Consider the following 20,389-nt stretch of genomic DNA (forward strand, 5'->3'; position numbering starts at 1 on the left):
GCTCAACCAACTCGGTTACCAAGTGACCCTCCAAGCAGAAGGAGCTGCCTGACCAGCGACTACGGACACGGGACGGGGGATTTTCGAATCAGGCGCGATCGAGCCGTCCTGCAGATCGCTGCCGTCGTCCCCGTCGTCCCAGGCCCAGGGCGTGTGCGCGGCGTTGTCCTCACCGTTGTCGCCCGCGAACGTCCCCCAGGAGGCGTAGGGCGGGTTGGCGGAACGGCGCACCCACAGGCCGCGTGTGACCGCCGCCTTCCGGGCAGCGGTCACGTGCGTCGTCAACGCTCGGGAGAGGGAGGAGGACCTAGTACACGCTGACGCCGTACGCGCTCAGCGCCTCGGTCACCGGCTGGAAGAAGGTCGTACCGCCGGAGGTGCAGTCGCCGCTGCCGCCGGAAGTCAGACCGATCGCCTTGGTGCCGTCGAACAGCGAACCGCCGGAGTCGCCGGGCTCGGCGCAGACGTTGGTCTGGATGAGGCCGTAGACGACGTCGCCGCCACCGTAGTTGACCGTGGCGTTGAGGGCTTGGACGGTCCCGCCGTGCACGCCGGTGGTGGAACCGCTGCGCTTGACCGACTCGCCGACGTAGGCGTTGGCGGCGGACGTGATGTCCTGGCTGGTGCCGTTGTAGAGGTTGACGGTGCCGGGGTGACTGACGCCGGTGTTGTCGTAGCGGACGATGCCGTAGTCGTTGGTGGGGAAGCTGGAGTCGATGGTCGGGCCGACGTAGGTGCTCAGGCCGGAGTTGGTGTACCAGTTCGGGTAACCGTCGGTGCAATGACCGGCGGTCAGGAAGTAGTAGGCGCCGCTGCTGCTCCGGACGTTGAAACCGACGGAGCAGCGCCAGCCGGCGTCGGCGTAGATGGCGGTGCCGCCGTTGAGCAGCTTCCTGAAGGTGCCACTGACTCGTTTGACGGTGACCGCGTCGCCGTAGGAGGCGGTGGCGGACTTGAGCTCGGCGATGTCGGCGCGCGAGACGTTGCTGTCGGCGCTCACCACGAGTTTGTTGCTCCTGGGGTCGACGGCCCAGGCGGTGCCGGGGATGTCGGCAGCCTTGGTGGCGGCGCCGGCCTTGGCCAGCTGCGCTGAGCTGTGGGTGACGAGCCTCGGCACGGCACCGGCCTCGCGGACGGCCTCCGCGGCCTTCCGCGTGGTGACGTTGACCACCACGGACTTGGTCTCGGCGTCGTAGTACGACCCGGCCGTCGAGGTGGTGCCGAGGGTCTTGGTGAGCTTGGCCGCGGCCTCGGGCGAGGCCTTGGCCGAGGGGGCGGCCTGGGCGGTGGGCGTGGTGAGCGACACCGCGAGGAGCCCGGACGCCAAGGCGATCAGCCCGGAGCGTCTGGCGGTGCGGGGGGACTTGACCTTCACTCGTTCCTCCTGGGTGGGGCAAGGGGAGACCCGTCAGGGCGGCTCAAGAGCCCTCGCGAACAGCGTGTCCCTGACAAGTTCTTCCGGACGGGAGTATTCCGTGCCCCGCGGTCGGCGAACAAGAAGCCGGAGGCAGAATTTACGCGCGTAACACGTTGGTACGTACCTGCCGGTCGAAGCGGCAAATGAACTACTGCCACCAGTAATTGAGGCACAGTCAGGAAACCGTCGGAGAGCTGCGCCGCGTACGCGGCGAGTCCGAGGAACTGGCTCTCGGTGGCCTGTGGCGGCGACGACCGGGGTCAGGGGCGGGCCACGGTACCGTGTGCTCGTTTTCGGTCGTTGGCGTCGACTGTCGAATGCGCAGCCGGCCCCCGCAGGCCATCGCGGCGCTCTGATCTCACGCCTTTTCGAAGTCCACCGACAGAAGTCCGGCCGCCGTTTGTCCGCTTCGCGCTCGCCCCGCAAGCCCGCTGGTGGACGACGGCCGAGTTGCGGTCAGCCGGAGTGCTGGCCGAGCCTGCTGAACTGCTCGACTCATGGACGGCTACTGGGACGGGCGGCTGCCCGATGAAGAGATCTCGCTTGAGTGAGCGGCTTCCACGCCGACCGTGCGCTCGCTGGGCCCCGCTCCCCGAACCCTGACGGGCTGTACACGCCGGTGCAGCGTAACGTCGTCTTGTGGACTTCCCTGCGGACAGTCTCGTGTCCCGTGCCGCGCGTGAGGTCCTGCGGGCAGACCAGCTGATCCATGACGTCGAGCGGTGCCTGCAGCGTGGAGTCCCCGAGGTCTGGGAAGACCCCGACGTAGCCCGCATGACGGCAGAGAACGTCACCGAACATGTTCTCGCGGCGTTGGCCGGCCTGGTACACGGCATCGAGCCGGACCAGATCGAAACGCCGACCGCAGACCCGGACCGCGCGCGCCGACTAGCTCGGCACGGGACGCCCGTCAGCGTGGGGCCAGAGCTGAGTGCCTGCATGCCTTGTGATGGAGAGCTGGTATTCGGGCCAGCAGGGTGAGGGAGAAGGAGTCGAACTCCCGGCAACCACCTTCCAGTTGCTGAGAAGCGTTCAGGTACATCCCTTCGGCCAGGTGGTCCGAGTGACCCGAGTCACTGTCACCGCCGCCCCATTTCCATACGTCGTATGGTTATCCTGGCAGGGCGATTCCATACAGCGTATGGAACTGCTTGACGGACAACGCCACACAACGCCAGGCGCCTCACATCGCCTGCAAAAGCAGCCGTTGGTGCAGACCGCACCAACCGGAAGGAAAGATCATGAAGAAGCTCACGAAGCGGATTGCTGTCGCCGTTTCCTCCGTGGCGGTCGCGGGTGTCGCCGTTGTCGGTGCCGGGGGCACCGCTTCGGCCGCGACTCCCGCCTCCGTACACGTCCAGCGGTCGGCCGAGGTCAACCCCGCCGACTACCGCTGGGACCACGGCGTGGGCTACCTGATCGAGCAGGGCTACTGCTGGGACGCAAACCGTGGCTGGCACCACGACGACCATGTCACCGGCTCCCTCTGGCACAGCCGCGACGGTCGCTGCTACCGCTGGGACGACGAGGGGCGCGGGTGGAAGTCCGACAGGTCCTACCGGCACGACTGGAACCGCTACGAGAGCGACGGCCGGGGCTGGGACCACCACGACTGGAACCGCGGTGACCGGGACTACTTCGGCTGGGACCACTACTACCGGAACCACGGTGGCTGGGACTCCTACGGATGGGACCACTACTACCGGAACCACGGTGACTGGTAAGACAGGTCCCGCCTGTGCCCCTGAGCGGAGGCTGCACCTCTCACCTTGATGCCTGTCGGCGGCGGGGATGCGACCGCTGGTCAGGATCAGCGGTCCCCTGCCCGCCGCCCGGACGGTCATCCAGCGAGGGCCTGCTCCCTGCTCCCCTCTAAACCTGCCTGCGGCACCACCAGGTGCCACAGGCGCGCATCGCGCAACTGCCGCGACGCCACGACCCGCACGGTCCGCCGATGCTGTCCGGCACCCGGGCCCTGCTGAACACCTCCTGATTCGATGCGTGCTTGTCGCCACGAGCGCCGGGGCGCAGCCGAGGCAAGGGGGGTGCCTTGGAGTCAATGCCCATGGAGTCCTCGAGGACCGTGGTCCGGGCGGTGATCGCGCAGCTCATCGTCTCGCGCACCTACTCACAGCCCTTGTGCATGCGGCTGCGGTACGAGCCTGCTGATCCCTACGTCGTCCGTGCCGCTTTTTTCATCCACAGCGACGAGCCGGTCGAATGGGTCCTGGGACGTGACCTTCTGGCCGACGGCCTGGAGGGTTCCGCAGGTCATGGGGACGTCCGGATCTGGTCGGCCGCCAACCGTGGTAACCCCGCGATGTACATCGCTCTCGGGTCTCGCGCGGGCACCGCCCTGCTCGAGGTTCCCGTGCAGGACGTCAAGGCATTCCTGGAGCGCACGGAGGCTCTGGTGCCACGGGGCACCGAGGCCGGACGCATCGACTGGGTTGTCGAACTGGCGCACCTCCTCTCGCAAAGCTGACCACTGACTATCCACGCTCAGACAGAAAAGGAACGAGCGTCCGTGTCCCAGTACCAGCTCCGTGTCTACACGCTGTGCAGCCCTGAGGCGCTCGTCGCCTACGAGAACATCTGGTCCAAGCACATCCCCGGTATGGCGAAGTACCGGATCACCACGCACGGCATCTGGACGGTGCCCGCGGCCTTCGAAAGTGAGACGCCCAAGCTGTACGCCCTCGTCTCCTACAGGGACGGCGACGACGTGCAGGAACGGCTGCTGGCGTATCTGGCCAGCCCGGAATTCCGCGCCGATATGGAGGGCTTCGACCTCAGCCAGATCGTCGGCGTCACCGAGACCGCGCTGACACCCACCGCCGCCTCACCCTTGCGCTGAGGGTTCTCGCGCGACCGGATGCTTCGGCCATGGCGGCCGGCGTCCAACAGGTCTCCTCACGGGGGTAACTCCCTCGGCACGGGACATGAGGTGCGGCCGGTGCAGATGACGCGAGGGGGGCGTTCGATGATCAGGAAAGGGGCGTCGTCGGTGAGTCGCCCTGCGGTGTGCTCGAGCAGGTCGCGGTGAATGTGGTGCAGCAGCGCGTCGGGGCTTGAGGCGGGGAAGGAGGCGACCCGTTCGGCGAGCTGGTAGAAGGCTCCGGCGGGTGAGCGGGCTTCGATGACGCCGTCGGTGTAGAGCAGCAGCATGTCACCCGGTTCCAAGGTGAGGGGGTCGGTGCTGTCCTTGCTGACGCAGAGGGCGCCAGGCCCAAGAGGGGCACGGACCGGCGGGAGTACAGGATGGTCACCTGGTCTCCACGGACCAGCAGCGGCGGCGGATGACCGCAGTTGAGCAGCTCGGCCTGCGGGCCCTGATCGGGGATGTCGACCATGATGGCGGTGTGATGAAGTGCTCGCCGGCGTCGTGCGCGGTATCGGCGACCTCGTCCAGGTTCCGGCAGACGCTGTCTTCGACGGCGGTGACGAGCTCGGGCAAGGTGTCGTACCGGTGAGCGCCCTGACGGAACGCCCCCATCACCACCGATGCCTCGCCAATGGAGGCAAGTCCGTGGCCTCGTACGTCGCCGATGAGCTGGTGCAGGGGTGGTCGGCGCGGGCGACCGCCAACAGGTCGCCCCCGATCTGGGCCTCCTCCTCAGCGGCCAGATACAGCCAGGCCACTCGCAACGGCCCGATCCGGCGGGGTGGAGGCCGCAGCAGAATCCGCTGTGCCGTCTCGGCCACCGACCGCACCCGGCTCAGCTCCCGGGCACGCCGCTCCCGCACATAGGTGATGAAGACCACCAGAGCCGACAGCACGGCCAGGGCGATGAGCTGGGCCACGTGGTTGGTCGTGGTCAGCCCGCCGTGGAAGACCGAGATGATCACCAGGGCTGCCTGCGCCAGAGCCCCGACCAGGGCGGTCAGCCGTGGACCGGCGAAGGAGGCGGTCAGAGTCGGCGCGATGACCAGCAACGGGCCCAGATGAACACTGGTGCCGATGCCGATGTCCGTCACCGTGATGGCAACGATCAGTGCGAGCGCGATCACCAGCAGCCCGCGCCCCGCGCGCTGCTCCAGGAGGCGGTCTCCCGATAGACCTCTCGCACCCATAGGCCCTTTTTACGCCCTCTTCGGCCGTACATCGGTTCGAGGTCGGTACGGCTTGCGGTGTCGCATTTGAGCGCGGACGGGAGTACTCACCCATTACCGCTGGTCACTAGCCCAGGTCAGCGGGGGGTTCCAGGGGGTACCGCCGAGGTCTGAGCGGGTCCGTGGTCCGGAGCGAGCGACCCGAACGCTGGCGCCCAGGGTCCTGGCCGCTGCCAGACGCTGCGTTTCCTGGAGCCCGACGAGACCGGGGCCATGTACATCGTCCAGGCCAGCAGAGCGTCGGCGAACGTGGTCGGCGAAGCGCTGCGGAAGGAAGGCGTAACCGGCTGCGAAGAATTGAAGGCCGGAGACCTTGTCGGACGGATGGCCTGGCTTGCTTCGCGGCCGCAAGCAGATACGCCTAGGACCAACCTCGCAAAGCGGCGTCCACGACGGCGTTCACGGTGTCGCGTCCCAGGTGGTTCCCGGCGAAGAAACGCTCGAAGAACAGCGGTCCGGCGGTGGCCATGGCGAATGTCTCGGGGGTGACGTCGGGCCGGAGCTGGCCGCGCTCGACGGCTGTGGTAACCGCGGGACGCAGGGCGTCGGCGATCTGGTTCAGCAGTGACTCCCGGAGGCGGCGCATACCTTCGTCGTGCCTTGAGCCCTCGAGGACCGCGGCAAGGACGGCCCCCGCTTGCTCGTCGTCCCAACGCTCGGCGAGCACGTTCAGACGGTAACTGAGTTCCGCTCGCGGATCTTTGCCCGAAGCGGCCCGAAGCTCCTCGGGTACCGCAGGGAGAGGGGGCATGCCGGCCTCCAGCGCGGCCAGGCGGAGGTCGAGAAGGCTCGGCCAGTGCCGGTAGACGGTTGCCCTGCCGACGCCGGCACGAGTCGCAACCGTTTGATGTGTCACGGCCTCCAGCCCGCCTTCCGTGAGCAACGGGGTGGCCGCCGCGACCATGGCCTCACGACTACGCTATAGACGCGGATCTGTTCGATCTCCCACCTGGTACACCTTCCGCTGATAGAACCCGAGTCGCAGCCACTATGGGACATCCATTGAGCAGGGGAGGGGAGCCGCAAAGACCCTGTTCGCCCCCCTCGAAGGTGGGCCCTCAAAGCACTGCTTGTCCCGCTACATATGAACGGCGGGTGCGGTGCACTCGTCGTGCTGCGGCACGCCACGGCGGTACAGCAGTACGGTCACCACCAGACCCAACACGAAGACGGCTGTCGACCACCAGTAGGCCGTGGAGTAGCCCTCCAGGCCGGCCTGCGCCAGGACGCCGGGGTCCTTGGGGTCACGGCCGGAGAGGTAGTTCGTGGCGGCGTCGGAGGCCATCGTGCTGAGCAGGGCGACGCCGATGGAACCACCCACCTGCTGGACGGTGTTGACGGCGGCGGACGCGACTCCGGCATCGGCCGCGGCCATACCGGCGGTGGCCAGGCTCATCGCGGGCGCGATCACCGTGCCCACCCCGATGCCGACGAGCACCAGCTGGGGCAGCACCTGCGTCATGTATCCGCTGCCCAGGTCCAGCGTGGTCATCCACACCAGGCCGGCGGCCGCGATGGCCATCCCCAGCGGGACCACCGGCTTGGGACCTATGCGCCGCACCAGGACGTTGTTGGCCACCGCGGAGGCGGAAGAGGACGCCACGATCATGGGCAGGAAAGCGAAGCCCGTCTTCAGGGTGCTGTAGCCGAGGCTCTGCTGCAGGTAGTAGGTGAGGAACAGGAACACGCCGAACATGCCGGCGCCGGTGACGAAGAGGGCGGCGAAGGAGGAGCGGGTCCTCCTGGATCGTAACCGCGGTGCCCAGCGGGTACGCCGCCCTGGTCTGCCACCACACGAAGACGGAAACCAGTACGGCGCCGGCCGCCAGCATGCCCCAGGTCTCCGACGAGCCCCAGCCGTGCGTCTCGGCGTTCGAGAACCCGTAGACCAGGCAGAACAGGCCGATGGAGACCAGTACAGTGCCGAGGACATCGAGCTTTGAGGACGCGTCGCGCGGGATACAGTGCAGCAGCGCGGCACCACCGACGAACGCCACCCCCGCGAAGACCACGTTGACGTACATCGTCCAGCGCCAGTCCAGGTACTGGGTCAGCACGCCGCCGAGAATCAGGCCGATGGCTCCGCCGGCACCGGCGATCGAACCCGCGACGGTGAAGGCTTTCGCCCGCTCGCGCGGTTCGGTGAAGGTGGTCATCAGGACCGACAGCGCCGACGGGGCCAGCAGGGCGGCGAACAGGCCCTGGACGGCGCGCGCGATGACGAGCGTGGCCAAACCGTTCGCCGCACCTCCCACCATGGAAGCGATCGCGAAGCCGGCCAGCCCCACCAGGAAGGTCACCTTCTGGCCGACCAGGTCCGCGACCCGGCCGCCGAGCAGCAGCAGGCTGCCGAAGGCCAGCGCGTAGGCGGTGACCACCCACTGCCGGTCGGCGTCCGAGAAGCCCAGGTCGTGCTGGGCGGACGGCAGGGCGATGTTCACGATGGTGCCGTCGAGGACCCCCATCAGCATCGACAGGGAGATGACCAGCAGAATCCACCAGCGACGCCGGTGCGACAGGTCGGGCACATTCTCAGGTGTGGTCTCGGCGCCGCAAGCAGCGACGGTGGCGTTCTGGGACATGGGGGGCAGCCCTCCGGACAGCGGATGGGGGGTGGAGGAAGAGAGAAAAGATCGGACCGAGAGATCGGGTAGGTCTCATCCGGTACGGGGCGCCACTTCGCGCTCATGGGCGGGAGCACTCGGCGGTGTAGCCGCCTCGGTGAACGGATGACGCGGGTGATTCAGCTCGACGAGGCCGCCGGTCTCCCCCTTCAGGAGGGAGACCAGGAACAAGCCAACGACCATGGCCATTTCACGGTTCAGCGTCGACATACGGCTGCCGTGTAGAGGCTGGATGTGAAACCACCTCGCCGGGCGGTCTCACCCCACGTGACGGGGTGGCTCCCCTGTGTCGCAGCCTGGGATCGCCCGACTGCGGGCGCGCCTCAGCCGCCAGCGCCTGGGGCGCAGCGTCTCAGGCTGACTGGCTCAATGGCCGGCGTGCCGGCCGTCACGACCGGCGGTGAGGCGGCTTTCCAGGCCCGTGATCAGCGTGTCCATCACGAGGCGGAACATGTGGTCCTGGTCAGGGCCTTCAGGGGCCGCACCCGTAGAGCCAGGATCCGCGTCCGCGGCCCCGTCTTCGTCGGCGTCAGGGCCGTGGGACTTGAGGGTCGACCACTTGTGGAGTGCGCCGTTGAGTTCTGCGGTGAGGACACCGATGACGACGGCGACCATCAGCGCGGCGATCTCCGAGACCTCTGACTGCGGCACACCGGCAGCGGCCACGATGGCGGTGAGGGCGGTCCAGAACGGGTCGTCGGGCTGGATGAAGTCCGGCTGGTGGCTGAACGAGTAGGCCATCAGCTTGGGGTGACGGCGCGCCAGCGTCCGGAAGTCCGTGGCGAGCAGGCGGATCCGCTCCTGCCAGGGCGCGTCCTCCAGTGTCACGGTGCGGAACTGGGCGCCGACCATTCTCGTCACGCCACGCAGCACGGCTTCCTTGTTCGGCACGTGGTGGTACAGCGACATCGGATTCGCGTCGAGCTCGGTGGCGAGGTTGCGCATGGTGAGCGCCTCGACACCGTCCGCGTCGGCGGCGTAGATCCCGGCCTCGGTCAGAGGCACGTCTCTCTTCCTCGTTCCCCGCGGGGGACGTCTCACCTTCTTTTCCATACCTCGTACGGTACCAGTTCCGTACGCAGTATGGAAATGAGCTTCATCACGGCCCCACCTGGAGTCCCGGGGTTGCACTCCACTTTCCGTACCGCGTATGGTTCCAATTCCATACGGCGTATGTTTCCGTACGGCGCCACGGCATCGACCTGCGCAGCGCGCCCTTGCCCACCCCTCCACGCAGAGGAGCAAGACATGACCACGCACTCCGCGAACGACCTTCGCCCCATCCGGTCCCCGCGCGGGATCCCCCTCCTCGGCAACACGCCGCAGATCCCCGACACCAATCCGGTGGAGTACTTCGGTGAGCTGTCCAAGCAGTTCCCCGAGGGCATCTACGGCATGGACATCGCCGGCATCGAGCAGGTCTTCGTCTACGACCCGGACCTGGTGGCCGAGGTCTGCGACGAGACGCGGTTCTTCAAGCAGATCGACAAGACGCCGCTGAGCCATGTGCGGGACTACACGGGGGCGGGCCTGTTCACGGCCCACCAGCACGAAGAGGAATGGGCCATGGCCCACCGGATCCTGCTGCCGGCCTTCAGCCAGCGGGCCATGAAGACCTACTTCGGGCAGATGCTGGAGATCGCCCAGAACCTCGTCGGCAAGTGGGAGCGCCGGGAGGGTCAGCCGGTCAACATCACCGACGACTACACCCGGCTCACCCTGGACACCATCGCCCTGTCCGGCTTCGGCTACCGGTTCAAGTCCTTCGACAAGGAGGAACTGCACCCCTTCCTCAACTCGCTGCTGGAAGCGCTGATCGAGTCGATGCGGCGCTCCCAGGAGCTGCCGATGATGACCAAGCTCCGCAAGGCGGACGACAGGAAGTACCGCCAGAACATCCAGCTGATGCGCGACCTTGTCGAGAGCGTGATCAAGGAGCGCCGCGAGGGGAAGGGCACCGGCGAGGAGGACCTGCTCGGCCTGATGCTGGAGGCCACCGACCCGGAGACCGGCAAGCTGCTGGCGGACGACAACGTCCGCGACCAGGTGGTGACCTTCCTGATCGCCGGTCACGAGACCACCAGTGGCCTGCTGTCGTTCGCCACGTACTCGCTGATGCGCAACCCGCACGTTCTGGCGCAGGCGTACGCCGAGGTCGACCGCCTGCTGCCTGGTGACACGGTCCCGGACTACGACACGATCATGCAGCTCGACGTGATCCCGCGGATCCTGGAGGAGACCCTGCGCCTGTGGGCTCCGATCCCGCTGATCGCCAAGGCGCCCATCGACGACACCGTCATCGGCGACCGGTACGAGCTGAAGAAGGGAACCAGGGCCAACATCCTCATGGGCGCGCTGCACTCCCACCCCAAGGCGTGGGACCGGCCGGAGGAGTTCGACATCGACCGGTGGCTGCCGGAGAACCGCGCCCAGCAGCACCCGCACGCCTACAAGCCGTTCGGCAACGGTGTGCGTGCCTGCATCGGCCGGCAGTTCGCGCTCACCGAGGCCCGCCTGGCGCTTGCGCTCGTGCTGCAGAAGTTCAGGTTCTCCGACACCACCGACTACAAGATGGACGTCCGCGAGGCGCTGACGCGCAAGCCCGGCGACTTCCAGTTGGTCGTCCGCAAGCGTCAGGACCACCAGCGGACCCACTTCGGTGCCGCGGACGTGCAGACGGGCGACACGCAGGCGCAGGCAGCGGTCAGTGGTGTCGGGGTGAACCTGACCGTCGCCTACGGCTCCAGCCTGGGCTCGTGCGAGGACCTGGCGCGCACCATCGCCGACCGAGGTGAGCGCTCCGGCTTCGGCACCACGCTGATGAGCCTGGACGAGCTGGGTGACAACCTGCCCACCGAGGGCCTGCTCGTCGTGGTGGCGGCCAGTTACAACGGCAAGGCTCCTGACAACGCCCAGCGCTTCGACGACCTGCTCGCCGCCGGGCTGCCAGAGGGCTCGCTGTCGAATGTGCGGTTCGCGCTGCTGGGCGCCGGCAACACCCAGTGGGTGGCCACCTACCAGGCATTCCCGAAGCGGATCGAGGAGGGCCTGCTGGCGGCCGGTGCCACTCCCATCGTCGAGCGCGGTATCGCGGACGCCGCCGGTGACTTCGACGGCATGGCCACGCGGTGGATGGACAACCTGTGGGCCACTCTGGCCGAGGAGTACGCCGCCGACACCTCCCAGGCGAGCGGCCCGCGCTTTCAGGTCCAGCTGCTCACCGAGGCCGATGTGCGCCCGGCCATCGTCTCCGAGCAGGCGTACCCGCTCACGGTGGCGGCCAACGAGGAGCTCGTGGCCGACGCGACCGGCCTGTGGGACTTCAGCATCGAGCCGCCACGCCCGTCCGCGAAGTCCATCACCTTCGAGCTGCCCGAGGGCGTCACCTACGACACCGGCAACCACCTGGCCGTCTTCGCCAAGAACGAACTCGCCCTGGTGGAGCGCGCGCTGAGGCGGCTCGGTGTCGAGTACGACCAGGTGCTCCGGCTCGACCAGCCGGCCGGTGGCCGCACCCACCTGCCGGTCGGCACGCCGGTCACCGCCGGCATCCTGCTCACCGAGTTCCTGGAGCTGCAGGACGTGGCCACCCGGTCCCAGATCCAGACGCTGGCCGAGTACACCGAGTGCCCGTGGACCCGGCCGCAGCTCCAGGCGTACACCGCCGACACCGAGGAGGCCGAGGAGCGCTACCAGAAGGAGATCCTCGGCAAGCGCATTTCCGTCCTGGGCCTGTTGGAGCGCTTCCCGGCCGTCGAACTGCCGCTGGCCGTGTTCCTGGAGATGATGGGCCCCATCCGTCCCCGCTTCTACTCCATCTCCTCCGCACCGTCCGCCAACCCGCGCCACGTGCGCCTGACCGTCGGCCTGCTGGAAGGCCCGGCCCTGTCCGGCGACGGCCAGTACCGCGGTACCTGCTCCTCCTACATCGCCGGCCTCGAGCCCGGAGACGTCGTCTACGGCTACGTCCGCGTGCCCTCCCCGACGTTCGCCCCGCCCGCCGACCCCGCCACGCCGCTGATCCTGATCGGCCCCGGCACCGGCATCGCGCCGCTGCGCGGCTTCCTGGAGGAGCGGGCGACACAGCACGCGAACGGCACCCAGGTGGGCCTGTCGCAGGTCTTCGTCGGCTGCCGCCACCCGGAGCACGACTACTTCTACCGCCAGGAGATGCAGACCTGGGAGCAGGCCGGCATCGCCCAGGTGCACACCGCCTACTCCGCGGTGACCGGCCACCCGGCCCGGTTCGTGCAGAACGCCATCGCCAACGCCGCCGACACGGTGTGGCAGGCCATCCAGGACGGCGCCTACGTCTACGTCTGCGGTGACGGCCGCCGCATGGCCCCCGCCGTCCGCGAGGCCCTCGCCGCCATCCACCGCCAGAAGACCGGCAGCGACGACGAGACCGCCCAGCAGTGGCTCGCCCAGCTGGAGGCCGACGAGCGCTACCAGCAGGACGTCTTCGCCTGACCGTCACAACGCCGTCACAGCGTGTGACCATCAGCCGCCGGGAGGCGTGCGGCAACCCCCGCTGCCGGCCGTACGCCTCCCGGCCACCAGAAGCCCCCAGACACCACACAGCACCCACTGGCCCGAACCACCGGGCGGTGCCTCTCAAGAAAGCAGACCGTCATGGACACCATGCTCGCCGGACGCTTCCACCTGGACAGCAAGAAGTTCGCCGTGGAGGAAGTCCCGATCCCCGTGCCGGGCCCGGGCGAGGTCCTCATCGAGGTCAAGGCCGCCGGCGTCTGCCTCTCCGACGTCCACCTCCTCGACGGCTCCCTCGTCCCGCTGTTCGCCACCTCCGACACCATCACCGTCGGCCACGAGGTCTCCGGTGTCATCCACACGCTCGGCCCCGACCTCAAGCGCGGCCTGCCCGTCGGCACCCGCGTCACCCTGGAGGCCGGCAAGACCTGCGGCACGTGCGCCGGATGCGTGCGCAACCGCCCCTGCACCCAGATGCTCACCGCAGGCATCGACTACGACGGCGGCTGGGCCGAGTACGTCATCGCCCGCGAGGACACCCTCATCCCCATCCCCGACAGCCTCCCCTTCGACCAGGCCGCGATCATCCCCGACGCGGTCTCCACCCCCTACGCCGCCGTCGTCGCCACCGCGGGCGTCCGTGCCGCCCAGTCCGTCGGGGTGTGGGGCGTGGGCGGAGTCGGTGCGCACAACGTACGCCTCGCCCGCCTGGTCGGCGCCGCCCCGATCATCGCCGTCGACCCGCTGCCCAGCGCCCGCGAGCGCGCCCTGGCGTTCGGCGCGGACCTCGCGCTCGACCCGGCAGCCCCCGACTTCGCCGACCAGGTCCGCGCAGCCACCGGCGGACGGGGCCTGGACTTCGCCTTCGACTGCGCCGGTGTACCCGCCGTCCGCGACCAGGCCGCCTCCGTGCTCGGCCTGGGCGGCTCTCTCATCCTGGTCGGCATCACCCCCAGGCCGCTCACCATCACCGAGGGCCTGACCTTCAACTACCTGCAGAAGCAGGTGCGCGGCCACTACGGCGGCTTCCCCGAGTCCGTCTCCGAGCTGGTGCAGCTGACCGCGGCCGGACGCCTCGACCTCGCCCCGTCCATCACGGATCACATCCCGCTCGTCGACGCGGCCGACGCCGTCCACCGTCTCGAGAACAAGATCGGCGACCCGATCCGCCTCATCCTCGTCCCCTGACACCCGTCAGCAGGACGACAAGCCACCCTGGGCAGGGGTGAGTGGGCGCCGGTGCGTGAGGGAACACCGGCGCCCACGGCTTTCCGGCAACCGTGGAGAGACACAACCATGCAGACGACCGACGCCCCGGGCCGCGCACCGCAGCGCAGCGACGCTCGCGCGAACCGTCAACGCATCCTCGCCACCGCTCGGCGGAAACTGCGGGACGACCCCGACGCAAGTCTCGACAGCATCGCTGTGGCTGCCGGCCTCGCGCGGCGCACCTTCTACGGACACTTCTCCAACCGGCAAGCGCTCATCACCGAGTTGGCGCAGGAAGCAGCCCAGGCGCTTCGCCAAGCGTTCGCCATGACACGCATCCCGGGCGCTGATCCGCTGGAGGAGATGGCGCGGATGGCCCTGGCGGCATGGGCGGTGGGCGACCAGTACCGCATGCTCATCTCCCTCGGTCGCCGCCACCTCGGAGAGGAGGCCATCCGCGCCACCCTGGCACCTGCCCGCCAAGAGGCCATCGCGGCCATACGACGTGGCCAGCACGAAGGCGTGTTCGCGAACCACGTCCCCGCGCCCGTCCTCGCACAAGCGCTGGAAGCACTGATGCTGGCCCTCGCCGAGGAGAACACCACGTCCACCTGGGCGGACCCCACGGGTGAGGCCGCGGCGACCGCGTTCCTCGTCGCCGCCGGCGTAGCACCGCAGACCGCATCACGCCGGGTTCGAGCCGTGTTGCATGACCAAGTGGTGTCTGTGCTGCAGCCAGATGCAGCCATGACATGACCGGAGCGCCGCCTGGCTGCGCGGTACTGGTGGTCACCCCGGTCGGGACAGCTGTACCGACTCGTTGACCAGTGTGGATCGAAACGCCTCAGGCAGGAAGTGCCGTGCCACTCGGTCCCGTCCACGTGGGCGAAGGCCCTGGCCCGCGGCACGAGGATTCGGCCTATTTACCCGCTCTGTGCCGTTTCTTCGCTTCTCAATAAAAATATCTCTCCTTGTAGGAGTTCATTCATGCCTGCCATTCTGATCCACGGCGTACCCGACACCCACCACGTGTGGGACGGCGTTCGCGAGCACCTGACCCGCAGCGACGTGGAGGCTTGGGACCTGCCCGGTTTCGGTTCGCCGCGCCCCGAGGGCTTCCACTGCACCAAGGAGGAGTACGTCTCCTGGCTCATCGAGCGGTTGGAGGCAATCGGCGAGCCGGTCGACCTGGTCGGCCATGACTGGGGCTGTCTCCTCACCGCGCGCGTGGCTTCCGTACGGCCGGATCTGATCCGCACGTGGACCGGCAGCAACGGTCCGGTCAGCGCCGAGTACGTCTGGCATCCACTGGCCAAGCTGTGGCAGGACCCGGTCGCGGGCGACCGCTGGGCCAAGGAGTACGACCCCGGCGCGTTCGCCAAGGACCTAACCGACAACCTCCAGATCCCGGCTGAGCTGGCCGAACAGACGGCCGACCGCGTGGACGAGACCATGCGCGACAGCATTCTCAAGCTGTACCGCTCCGCATTGACGGTCGGTGCGGAGTGGGAACCGGATCTGGCGGACCTGACCGGACCGTCCCTGGTGTTCTGGGGGGCGTTCGACCCAGTCTGCCCCGTCGACTTCGGCGAGAAGATGGCCGCTTCCGTGCGCGCCACCCGTTTTCTGAGGCTGGACAGCAGCCACTGGACGCCGATCCAGAAGCCGGCCGAGGTCGCCGCCACCCTCGAGGAGCACTGGAGCAGCTCTCGGGGGTGACTGGCACGTCCAGCAGCAGCGCCCGTGAGTGCATCTCGGGCGGCGCTGGCCCCATGCCGCCCGGCACCCATGGGAGGGCTCCCGCACCGCCGTGCATCCCGCCGAGCGGGGCGGGCGCTCATTCCAAGACGGCCGGAGCCTCGCCGTGGCGACGCTATGTCCCGTCGGACTGGCGATAACGCCGTGGAGCTTGGCCAATGACACCGTCACAGGTCGCAAGCCTGGGCCGCCAAGTGTCATCGGTGACCACGACCTCGTGGATCTCCTACGCCCCGGCCTGCAGGGCAACGGTGCCGTAGCACGGGGCCCAGCCGACTTGGCCAGCGGCGGCGCGCCAATCCGGACCCTCAGACGAGATCGGGCAGCGGGCGCCGAGTGACCTCGTGCGCGTCCTCCGGCGGGAGCCCGAGCATACGCAGGACCATCTCCGCCAGGTCGGAGGCGGCCTCGTCGCCGTCGAGGTCGGGGCGTCCCAGCCTCAACGCCACCAGCGACAGCAGGGTGCCGCCCAGGGCGGACAGGGCTGTGGTGGGGTCGGCAGCGGTGAAGCGGCCCGAGGCGATGCCGCGTTCCAGATCGCGACGTGCTCGTGGCGACAGGCCACTCTCGGAGTGGATGTGGGACAGGCCGCGGTCGCGCAGGATTCGCATGAGTTCGGGGTGGGAGTCGGCCAGCCGGGCGGTGAGGCGGAAACCCGCCGCAACCAACTCGGCGGGGTCCTCGATCCCTTGGACATGCTCGTCGATGACCTGGCCGAACTCCTCCAGCGCGTCCGTCACCGCCGCGTCGAAGAGCTCCGTCTTGGACTCGAAGTGGTTGTAGAAGGAGCCGAAACCGACATCCGCGCGCTCGGCGATGGCCTGGATGCTGGCGCTGGTGTCCCCGGTTTCCGCGAGGATCTGCCGGGCCGCGCGGATGAGTGCCTGACGGGTCTCGGCGCGGCGCCGTTCGAAGCGGTTGCGGGGTGGGGCTGACGTCGGCATAGGACCGAGTGTAGCGCCCGTTCCGATGACACCGGCATGACTGACGTTTCCATCAAATATTTGGGTCTGCTCTATTGACGGTCAGCAACAGCAAAGTTGATGATTTCCTCATTACGGCAGTGTTGCTTGGAGGACACCATGTCCCACACCCCCGTTAACAGGGCTGATCTGCAGACGCCCCATCAAGATCTCCACAGCGAGCTGGGCGCCTTGCGCGGTGAGCACCCCGGCCGGTCCCGGAACCCCGTCATCAAGGTGGCGGACCTGACCTGGCTGGAGTTCGAGAAGCCTGACCTGGACCGGGCCGAGGTGTTCGCCCGGGACTTCGGGTTCGCGATCGCCGCCCGCACCGAGCGGGAACTGTGGCTGCGCGGTACCTTCGGGGGCTCACCATGCATGGTCATCCGGCGGGGGCAGGCGTCCCGCTTCCTCGGGCCTGCGTTCCGCGCGGCCGAACGGGCCGATCTGGACCGCCTTGCCCGCGCAACCGGCAGTGACGTCCGGGACATCGACGTCCCCGGTGGCGGACAGGCGGTCGCCCTGCTGGATCCCTCCGGCTTCCCGGTGCGGGTCGTGCACTGCGCCGAGCAGCTGCCCGCTCTGCCCGAGCAGCAGCCGCTGATCCTCAACACCGGCACCGAGCACCGCCGTACGAACGCCACCCAGCGGCCGCCCCGCGAGCCGTCGCGTATACAACGGCTCGGGCACGTCGTGTTGGAGACGCGGGTGTTCATGCGTGCCCTGGACTGGTATCTGGACACCCTCGGGATGATCGTGTCCGACTTCTTGTTCCTGGACGGCCAGCGCGGGCGCGGGCCGACCATGGCGTTCATCCGCTGCGACCAAGGCAGCCTGCCCGTGGACCACCACACCCTCGCCCTGCACCTGGGACCCGGTACCGGTTACGTCCACTCCGCCTACCAGGTCACCGACCTCGATGCGCTCGCCGCCGGCGGGGAGTACCTGGCCGAGCGCGGCTACCGGCGCAGCTGGGGCATCGGCCGGCACATCCAGGGCAGCCAGCTCTTCGACTACTGGCGCGACCCCGACCGCTTCATGCTGGAGCACTTCGCCGACGGCGACCTGTTCTCCTGCGACCTGGAACCCGGATGGGCGCCGATGTCGGCGAGCGGCCTGGCCCAGTGGGGCCCGCCCGTCACCCGCGACTTCCTGGGCGCCAACCCCTCCCCCGCCAAGCTCCGCGAGGTCATGACGGCCCTGCGCGGCGACAACGAACTCGACCCCGCACGCCTGCTGGGCCTGATGAAAGCGATGAGCTCATGAGCACCAACGTCCTGCGCACCCCCGACGGCTGGTGGGCCGTCCGAGACAAGCGCGCCGTCCGCATCGAGACCAAGGCGGTCACCACCGCCGAACTGCTCGCCGACCGGGCCGCCGTCCGGGAGGCCGCCGCCTCCGGCGAGCGCGGCACGCCCGTCGCCGACCTGGTGGCGCTGCCCCCGGTCACCACCCCCTGCCGAGTGGTCGCCCAGATGGTCAACTACCGCAGCCACGCCAAGGACTCGGGCTTCACGGGCGACATCCCGCCCACCTTCTTCCGCAAGGCGTCCGGCTCGGTCAGCGGCCCGCACGACACGATCCTCCGCCCGGCACACGTGAACTTCCTCGACTACGAAGTCGAACTCGGCCTCGTCATGGGCGCGACGCTCCCGGTGGGCACAGTTGTGAAGGAGCAGGACCTTCCTTCGTACGTCGCCGGGCTCGTCCTCACCAACGACGTCAGCGCCCGCGACGTCCAGCTGACCAAAACCCAGTTCTACGAGAGCAAGTCCTACCCGACCTTCACCCCGACGGGGCCGTACCTGGCCCTGCTGGAGCCGGAGGACTTTGACCGTCTGATCGACCTGCGACTGCGGCTGTCGGTGAACGGCGTAACGCGTCAGGACCGCACCCTGGCCGACATGATCGTGCGGCCCGCGCAGGCGCTCACCCTGCTCGCCCGCTTCCAGACCCTCGACCCAGGCGACCTGCTGCTGACCGGTACCCCCGGCGGCACCGCCCTGAAGGCCCCGCCCAAGCCGGTCGAGAAGATCGCCGCGCTGCTGCCGCCCGCGCTGAAGTGGAAAGCGTTCTTCAAAGGCCAGGCCAAGAACCCCCTGTACCTGCACTCCGGTGACGTCGTGACCGCAACGATCGCCACCTCGGACGGGCGGATCGACCTCGGCGAGCAGCGGACCCCTGTGGCGGACGCGAGGTGAGCGCCACAAACCGAAGGCCGGTGGTGATCATCGGCGCGGGGCCCGTGGGGGTCACGGCCGCGCTCCTGCTTGCCCAGCGCGGAGTGCACAGCGTGCTCCTGGAACGCCATAGGGACATCTACCCCCTGCCGCGCGCGGTCGTCGTGGACGACGAGGTTCGCCGGATCCTGCAGAGTGTCGGTGTTCACGAGGAGTTCGCCGCCGTCGCGCGCCCGGCACCGGGCCTGCGGCTGCTGGACCCCCGGCGCCACGTGATCGCCGAGTTTGCGCGGTCCCTGCACGGACACCATGGCTTCCCACAAACCAGCATGTTCGACCAGCCCGAGCTGGAACGCCTGCTGCGCGCCGCCCTCAAGCGCCGCCCGGAGTGCGAGCTGTGGGGCGGGCTGGAGGTCGTGTCGGTCACCCAGGACGCCGGCGGATCACACGCTCCGACGGGTCCGGTCCGGGTTACTTTCCGCCGCGACGGCAACGACGAGGACGAACACGTGTGGGCCGACGCCGTCCTCGGCTGCGACGGAGCAGGCAGCATCACCCGTGACGCTATCGGCGCCGTATGGGAGGACCTGCACTTCGAAGAGAGCTGGCGGGTCATCGACGTGCGCACCAGCCTTCCGGTGTGGACCTGGGAAGGCGCCGAGCAGGTCTGCTGCCCCACCCGGCCGGCCACGTTCATGCGCGTCGGCGAGGACCGCTACCGCTGGGAGTTTCGGATGGCCGAGGACGCCGCCCTGGACGGCCCACAGGGGTTGGAACGCCTGCGCGAGCTGGTCGCCCCCTGGGTGCACCTGCCGTCTGACGGGTCCTTGGACGATGACTTTGAGGTGATCCGGCAGGCGCAGTACACCTTCCGGGCCCGCCTCGCCGACCGGTGGCGCCGCGGACGCCTCTTCCTGCTCGGTGACGCCGCCCACCTGACCCCGCCCTTCATCGGGCAGGGGCTGTGCGCGGGCCTGCGCGACGCCCGCAACCTCACCTGGAAACTCGCCCGCGTCCTCCAGCAGGGCGCGGACGACCGGTTGCTGGACACCTACGAGCAGGAGCGCAAGCCGCACGCCCGCCACATGATCCGCCTCGCGGTCGCCGTCGGCTGGGCCATGACCGGCGGACAGGACCGCGGAGCGGCGCTCCGCCGGGCCGTCGTGGGCGCGGCCTGCCGCCTCCCCGGTGTGACCGCGGCGGTGAGCCGCGACCTCAGCCCCGCCCTGACCGCCGGTCCACTCGTACGGCGCCGCCCCCGCCTGACCGGGCGCTCCCTGGCAGGCACCTTCTGCCCTCAACCCTGGATCCTGCAGACCGGCCGACGCCTGCGCCTCGACGACGTCCTCGGCGACTCCTTCGCCGTCCTGACCGCCGTGCCGCCGACCGCGCAGATGGCAGGCGTGGCCACGGCACTGGGCGCGCCCACGGTCCACGTCGGTGACCTGGACGACGACGGCACCTTGGCCGCCTGGCTGGCCCGCGGCCGCACCGACGCCGTCCTGCTGCGCCCCGACCGCGTCGTACTGGACACCGTCCCCACCGGCGCCGGCGACTTCACCGACACCGCAGCCTGGGCCCCGCTGCTGCACACCGCCCGCCGCCCCACCGAAGCCCGGCCCGCCCCCTGACGAG

Annotated in this window: 18 protein-coding genes and 2 pseudogenes; 11 read left to right on the forward strand and 9 right to left on the reverse strand. The window is 68.9% G+C overall.

From position 1 onward, the window contains the following. Window positions 1–307 precede the first annotated feature (307 nt). Complete coding sequence (locus ACZ3TS_RS38550) at window positions 308–1,375, reverse strand: S1 family peptidase (RefSeq protein ID WP_467626818.1); 1,068 nt, start codon at window positions 1,373–1,375, stop codon at window positions 308–310. 681 nt (window positions 1,376–2,056) lie between these two features. Between ACZ3TS_RS38550 and ACZ3TS_RS38555 the strand changes: the two genes are divergently transcribed. The 4 genes from ACZ3TS_RS38555 to ACZ3TS_RS38570 all read left to right on the forward strand — a co-directional run bounded on the left by ACZ3TS_RS38555 (window position 2,057) and on the right by ACZ3TS_RS38570 (window position 4,274). After that, window positions 2,057–2,398 carry a hypothetical protein gene (locus ACZ3TS_RS38555; protein WP_467626821.1) on the forward strand — a complete coding sequence of 114 codons (342 nt, stop codon included), beginning with the start codon at window positions 2,057–2,059 and terminating at the stop codon, window positions 2,396–2,398. A 260-nt stretch (window positions 2,399–2,658) separates the two neighbouring features. After that, window positions 2,659–3,141, forward strand: coding sequence for a hypothetical protein (locus tag ACZ3TS_RS38560; RefSeq protein WP_467626823.1), 483 nt, complete (start codon window positions 2,659–2,661; stop codon window positions 3,139–3,141). A gap of 341 nt (window positions 3,142–3,482) precedes the next feature. Next, window positions 3,483–3,902 (forward strand): SsgA family sporulation/cell division regulator, encoded by a 420-nt coding sequence (locus ACZ3TS_RS38565; RefSeq protein WP_467626825.1) that lies wholly within the window; start codon window positions 3,483–3,485, stop codon window positions 3,900–3,902. A 42-nt stretch (window positions 3,903–3,944) separates the two neighbouring features. Continuing rightward, entirely contained in the window at window positions 3,945–4,274 is a 330-nt protein-coding gene (locus ACZ3TS_RS38570; RefSeq protein WP_467626827.1) for an NIPSNAP family protein, read from the forward strand. A gap of 56 nt (window positions 4,275–4,330) precedes the next feature. On the opposite strand, the pseudogene ACZ3TS_RS38575 reads toward ACZ3TS_RS38570, so the two are convergent. From ACZ3TS_RS38575 to ACZ3TS_RS38605, 7 genes and pseudogenes are all read right to left on the reverse strand, one after another. After that, a pseudogene (locus ACZ3TS_RS38575) lies at window positions 4,331–4,770 on the reverse strand (PP2C family protein-serine/threonine phosphatase). Further along, a complete protein-coding gene (locus ACZ3TS_RS38580; RefSeq protein WP_467626829.1) occupies window positions 4,683–4,913 on the reverse strand; it encodes a hypothetical protein in 231 nt (76 codons plus the stop codon). Before ACZ3TS_RS38580 ends, ACZ3TS_RS38575 begins: the two are co-directional and overlap by 88 nt. Further along, window positions 4,913–5,491, reverse strand: a complete 579-nt coding sequence (locus ACZ3TS_RS38585) for a hypothetical protein (protein WP_467626831.1) — start codon at window positions 5,489–5,491, stop codon at window positions 4,913–4,915. Before ACZ3TS_RS38585 ends, ACZ3TS_RS38580 begins: the two co-directional genes overlap by 1 nt. A 400-nt stretch (window positions 5,492–5,891) precedes the next feature. After that, a complete protein-coding gene (locus ACZ3TS_RS38590; RefSeq protein WP_467626833.1) occupies window positions 5,892–6,434 on the reverse strand; it encodes a TetR/AcrR family transcriptional regulator in 543 nt (180 codons plus the stop codon). A gap of 174 nt (window positions 6,435–6,608) precedes the next feature. After that, window positions 6,609–8,112 (reverse strand): annotated as a pseudogene (locus ACZ3TS_RS38595) (MFS transporter). Window positions 8,113–8,187: 75 nt separating this feature from the next. Then, entirely contained in the window at window positions 8,188–8,364 is a 177-nt protein-coding gene (locus ACZ3TS_RS38600) for a hypothetical protein (protein ID WP_467626836.1), read from the reverse strand. A 156-nt stretch (window positions 8,365–8,520) separates the two neighbouring features. Beyond that, entirely contained in the window at window positions 8,521–9,159 is a 639-nt protein-coding gene (locus tag ACZ3TS_RS38605) for a TetR/AcrR family transcriptional regulator (protein WP_467626838.1), read from the reverse strand. 243 nt (window positions 9,160–9,402) lie between these two features. Here ACZ3TS_RS38605 and ACZ3TS_RS38610 point away from each other — a divergent pair, with 243 nt between their 5' ends. The 4 genes from ACZ3TS_RS38610 to ACZ3TS_RS38625 all read left to right on the forward strand — a co-directional run bounded on the left by ACZ3TS_RS38610 (window position 9,403) and on the right by ACZ3TS_RS38625 (window position 15,573). After that, window positions 9,403–12,624: a bifunctional cytochrome P450/NADPH--P450 reductase gene (locus ACZ3TS_RS38610; RefSeq protein WP_467626841.1), complete on the forward strand. Its 3,222-nt coding sequence runs from the start codon at window positions 9,403–9,405 to the stop codon at window positions 12,622–12,624. Window positions 12,625–12,786: 162 nt separating this feature from the next. After that, entirely contained in the window at window positions 12,787–13,833 is a 1,047-nt protein-coding gene (locus tag ACZ3TS_RS38615; RefSeq protein WP_467626843.1) for a zinc-binding dehydrogenase, read from the forward strand. A 108-nt stretch (window positions 13,834–13,941) separates the two neighbouring features. Continuing rightward, window positions 13,942–14,610, forward strand: coding sequence for a TetR/AcrR family transcriptional regulator (locus ACZ3TS_RS38620; protein WP_467626846.1), 669 nt, complete (start codon window positions 13,942–13,944; stop codon window positions 14,608–14,610). Between the two features lie 231 nt (window positions 14,611–14,841). Next, window positions 14,842–15,573 carry an alpha/beta fold hydrolase gene (locus ACZ3TS_RS38625; RefSeq protein ID WP_467626848.1) on the forward strand — a complete coding sequence of 244 codons (732 nt, stop codon included), beginning with the start codon at window positions 14,842–14,844 and terminating at the stop codon, window positions 15,571–15,573. A 347-nt stretch (window positions 15,574–15,920) separates the two neighbouring features. Here the strand turns inward: ACZ3TS_RS38625 and ACZ3TS_RS38630 are convergent, their stop codons facing one another. After that, window positions 15,921–16,556, reverse strand: a complete 636-nt coding sequence (locus tag ACZ3TS_RS38630) for a TetR/AcrR family transcriptional regulator (protein WP_467626850.1) — start codon at window positions 16,554–16,556, stop codon at window positions 15,921–15,923. Window positions 16,557–16,694: 138 nt separating this feature from the next. Here ACZ3TS_RS38630 and ACZ3TS_RS38635 point away from each other — a divergent pair, with 138 nt between their 5' ends. From ACZ3TS_RS38635 to mhpA, 3 genes are read left to right on the forward strand one after another with little or no spacing between them, the layout of a single operon-like run. Continuing rightward, complete coding sequence (locus ACZ3TS_RS38635) at window positions 16,695–17,840, forward strand: VOC family protein (protein ID WP_467626853.1); 1,146 nt, start codon at window positions 16,695–16,697, stop codon at window positions 17,838–17,840. Then, on the forward strand, window positions 17,837–18,775 hold the full coding sequence (locus ACZ3TS_RS38640) for a fumarylacetoacetate hydrolase family protein (RefSeq protein ID WP_467626855.1): 939 nt from the start codon (window positions 17,837–17,839) through the stop codon (window positions 18,773–18,775). Before ACZ3TS_RS38635 ends, ACZ3TS_RS38640 begins: the two co-directional genes overlap by 4 nt. Continuing rightward, window positions 18,772–20,385: a bifunctional 3-(3-hydroxy-phenyl)propionate/3-hydroxycinnamic acid hydroxylase MhpA gene (gene mhpA / locus ACZ3TS_RS38645; protein WP_467626857.1), complete on the forward strand. Its 1,614-nt coding sequence runs from the start codon at window positions 18,772–18,774 to the stop codon at window positions 20,383–20,385. Before ACZ3TS_RS38640 ends, mhpA begins: the two co-directional genes overlap by 4 nt. Window positions 20,386–20,389: the final 4 nt, after the last annotated feature.

The sequence above is a fragment of the Streptomyces sp. NPDC022910 genome (genome assembly GCF_055561075.1).

Bases quoted from the DNA above. Each gene is read 5' to 3' on its own strand.
- ACZ3TS_RS38610 (WP_467626841.1), top strand. From the start codon at position 9,403: ATGACCACGCACTCCGCGAACGACCTTCGCCCCATCCGGTCCCCGCGC.
- ACZ3TS_RS38580 (WP_467626829.1), bottom strand. From the start codon at position 4,913: ATGGGGGCGTTCCGTCAGGGCGCTCACCGGTACGACACCTTGCCCGAG.
- ACZ3TS_RS38600 (WP_467626836.1), bottom strand. From the start codon at position 8,364: ATGTCGACGCTGAACCGTGAAATGGCCATGGTCGTTGGCTTGTTCCTG.
- ACZ3TS_RS38565 (WP_467626825.1), top strand. From the start codon at position 3,483: ATGGAGTCCTCGAGGACCGTGGTCCGGGCGGTGATCGCGCAGCTCATC.
- ACZ3TS_RS38640 (WP_467626855.1), top strand. From the start codon at position 17,837: ATGAGCACCAACGTCCTGCGCACCCCCGACGGCTGGTGGGCCGTCCGA.
- ACZ3TS_RS38615 (WP_467626843.1), top strand. From the start codon at position 12,787: ATGGACACCATGCTCGCCGGACGCTTCCACCTGGACAGCAAGAAGTTC.
- ACZ3TS_RS38590 (WP_467626833.1), bottom strand. From the start codon at position 6,434: ATGGTCGCGGCGGCCACCCCGTTGCTCACGGAAGGCGGGCTGGAGGCC.
- ACZ3TS_RS38630 (WP_467626850.1), bottom strand. From the start codon at position 16,556: ATGCCGACGTCAGCCCCACCCCGCAACCGCTTCGAACGGCGCCGCGCC.
- ACZ3TS_RS38625 (WP_467626848.1), top strand. From the start codon at position 14,842: ATGCCTGCCATTCTGATCCACGGCGTACCCGACACCCACCACGTGTGG.
- ACZ3TS_RS38620 (WP_467626846.1), top strand. From the start codon at position 13,942: ATGCAGACGACCGACGCCCCGGGCCGCGCACCGCAGCGCAGCGACGCT.
- ACZ3TS_RS38560 (WP_467626823.1), top strand. From the start codon at position 2,659: ATGAAGAAGCTCACGAAGCGGATTGCTGTCGCCGTTTCCTCCGTGGCG.
- ACZ3TS_RS38585 (WP_467626831.1), bottom strand. From the start codon at position 5,491: ATGGGTGCGAGAGGTCTATCGGGAGACCGCCTCCTGGAGCAGCGCGCG.
- ACZ3TS_RS38635 (WP_467626853.1), top strand. From the start codon at position 16,695: ATGTCCCACACCCCCGTTAACAGGGCTGATCTGCAGACGCCCCATCAA.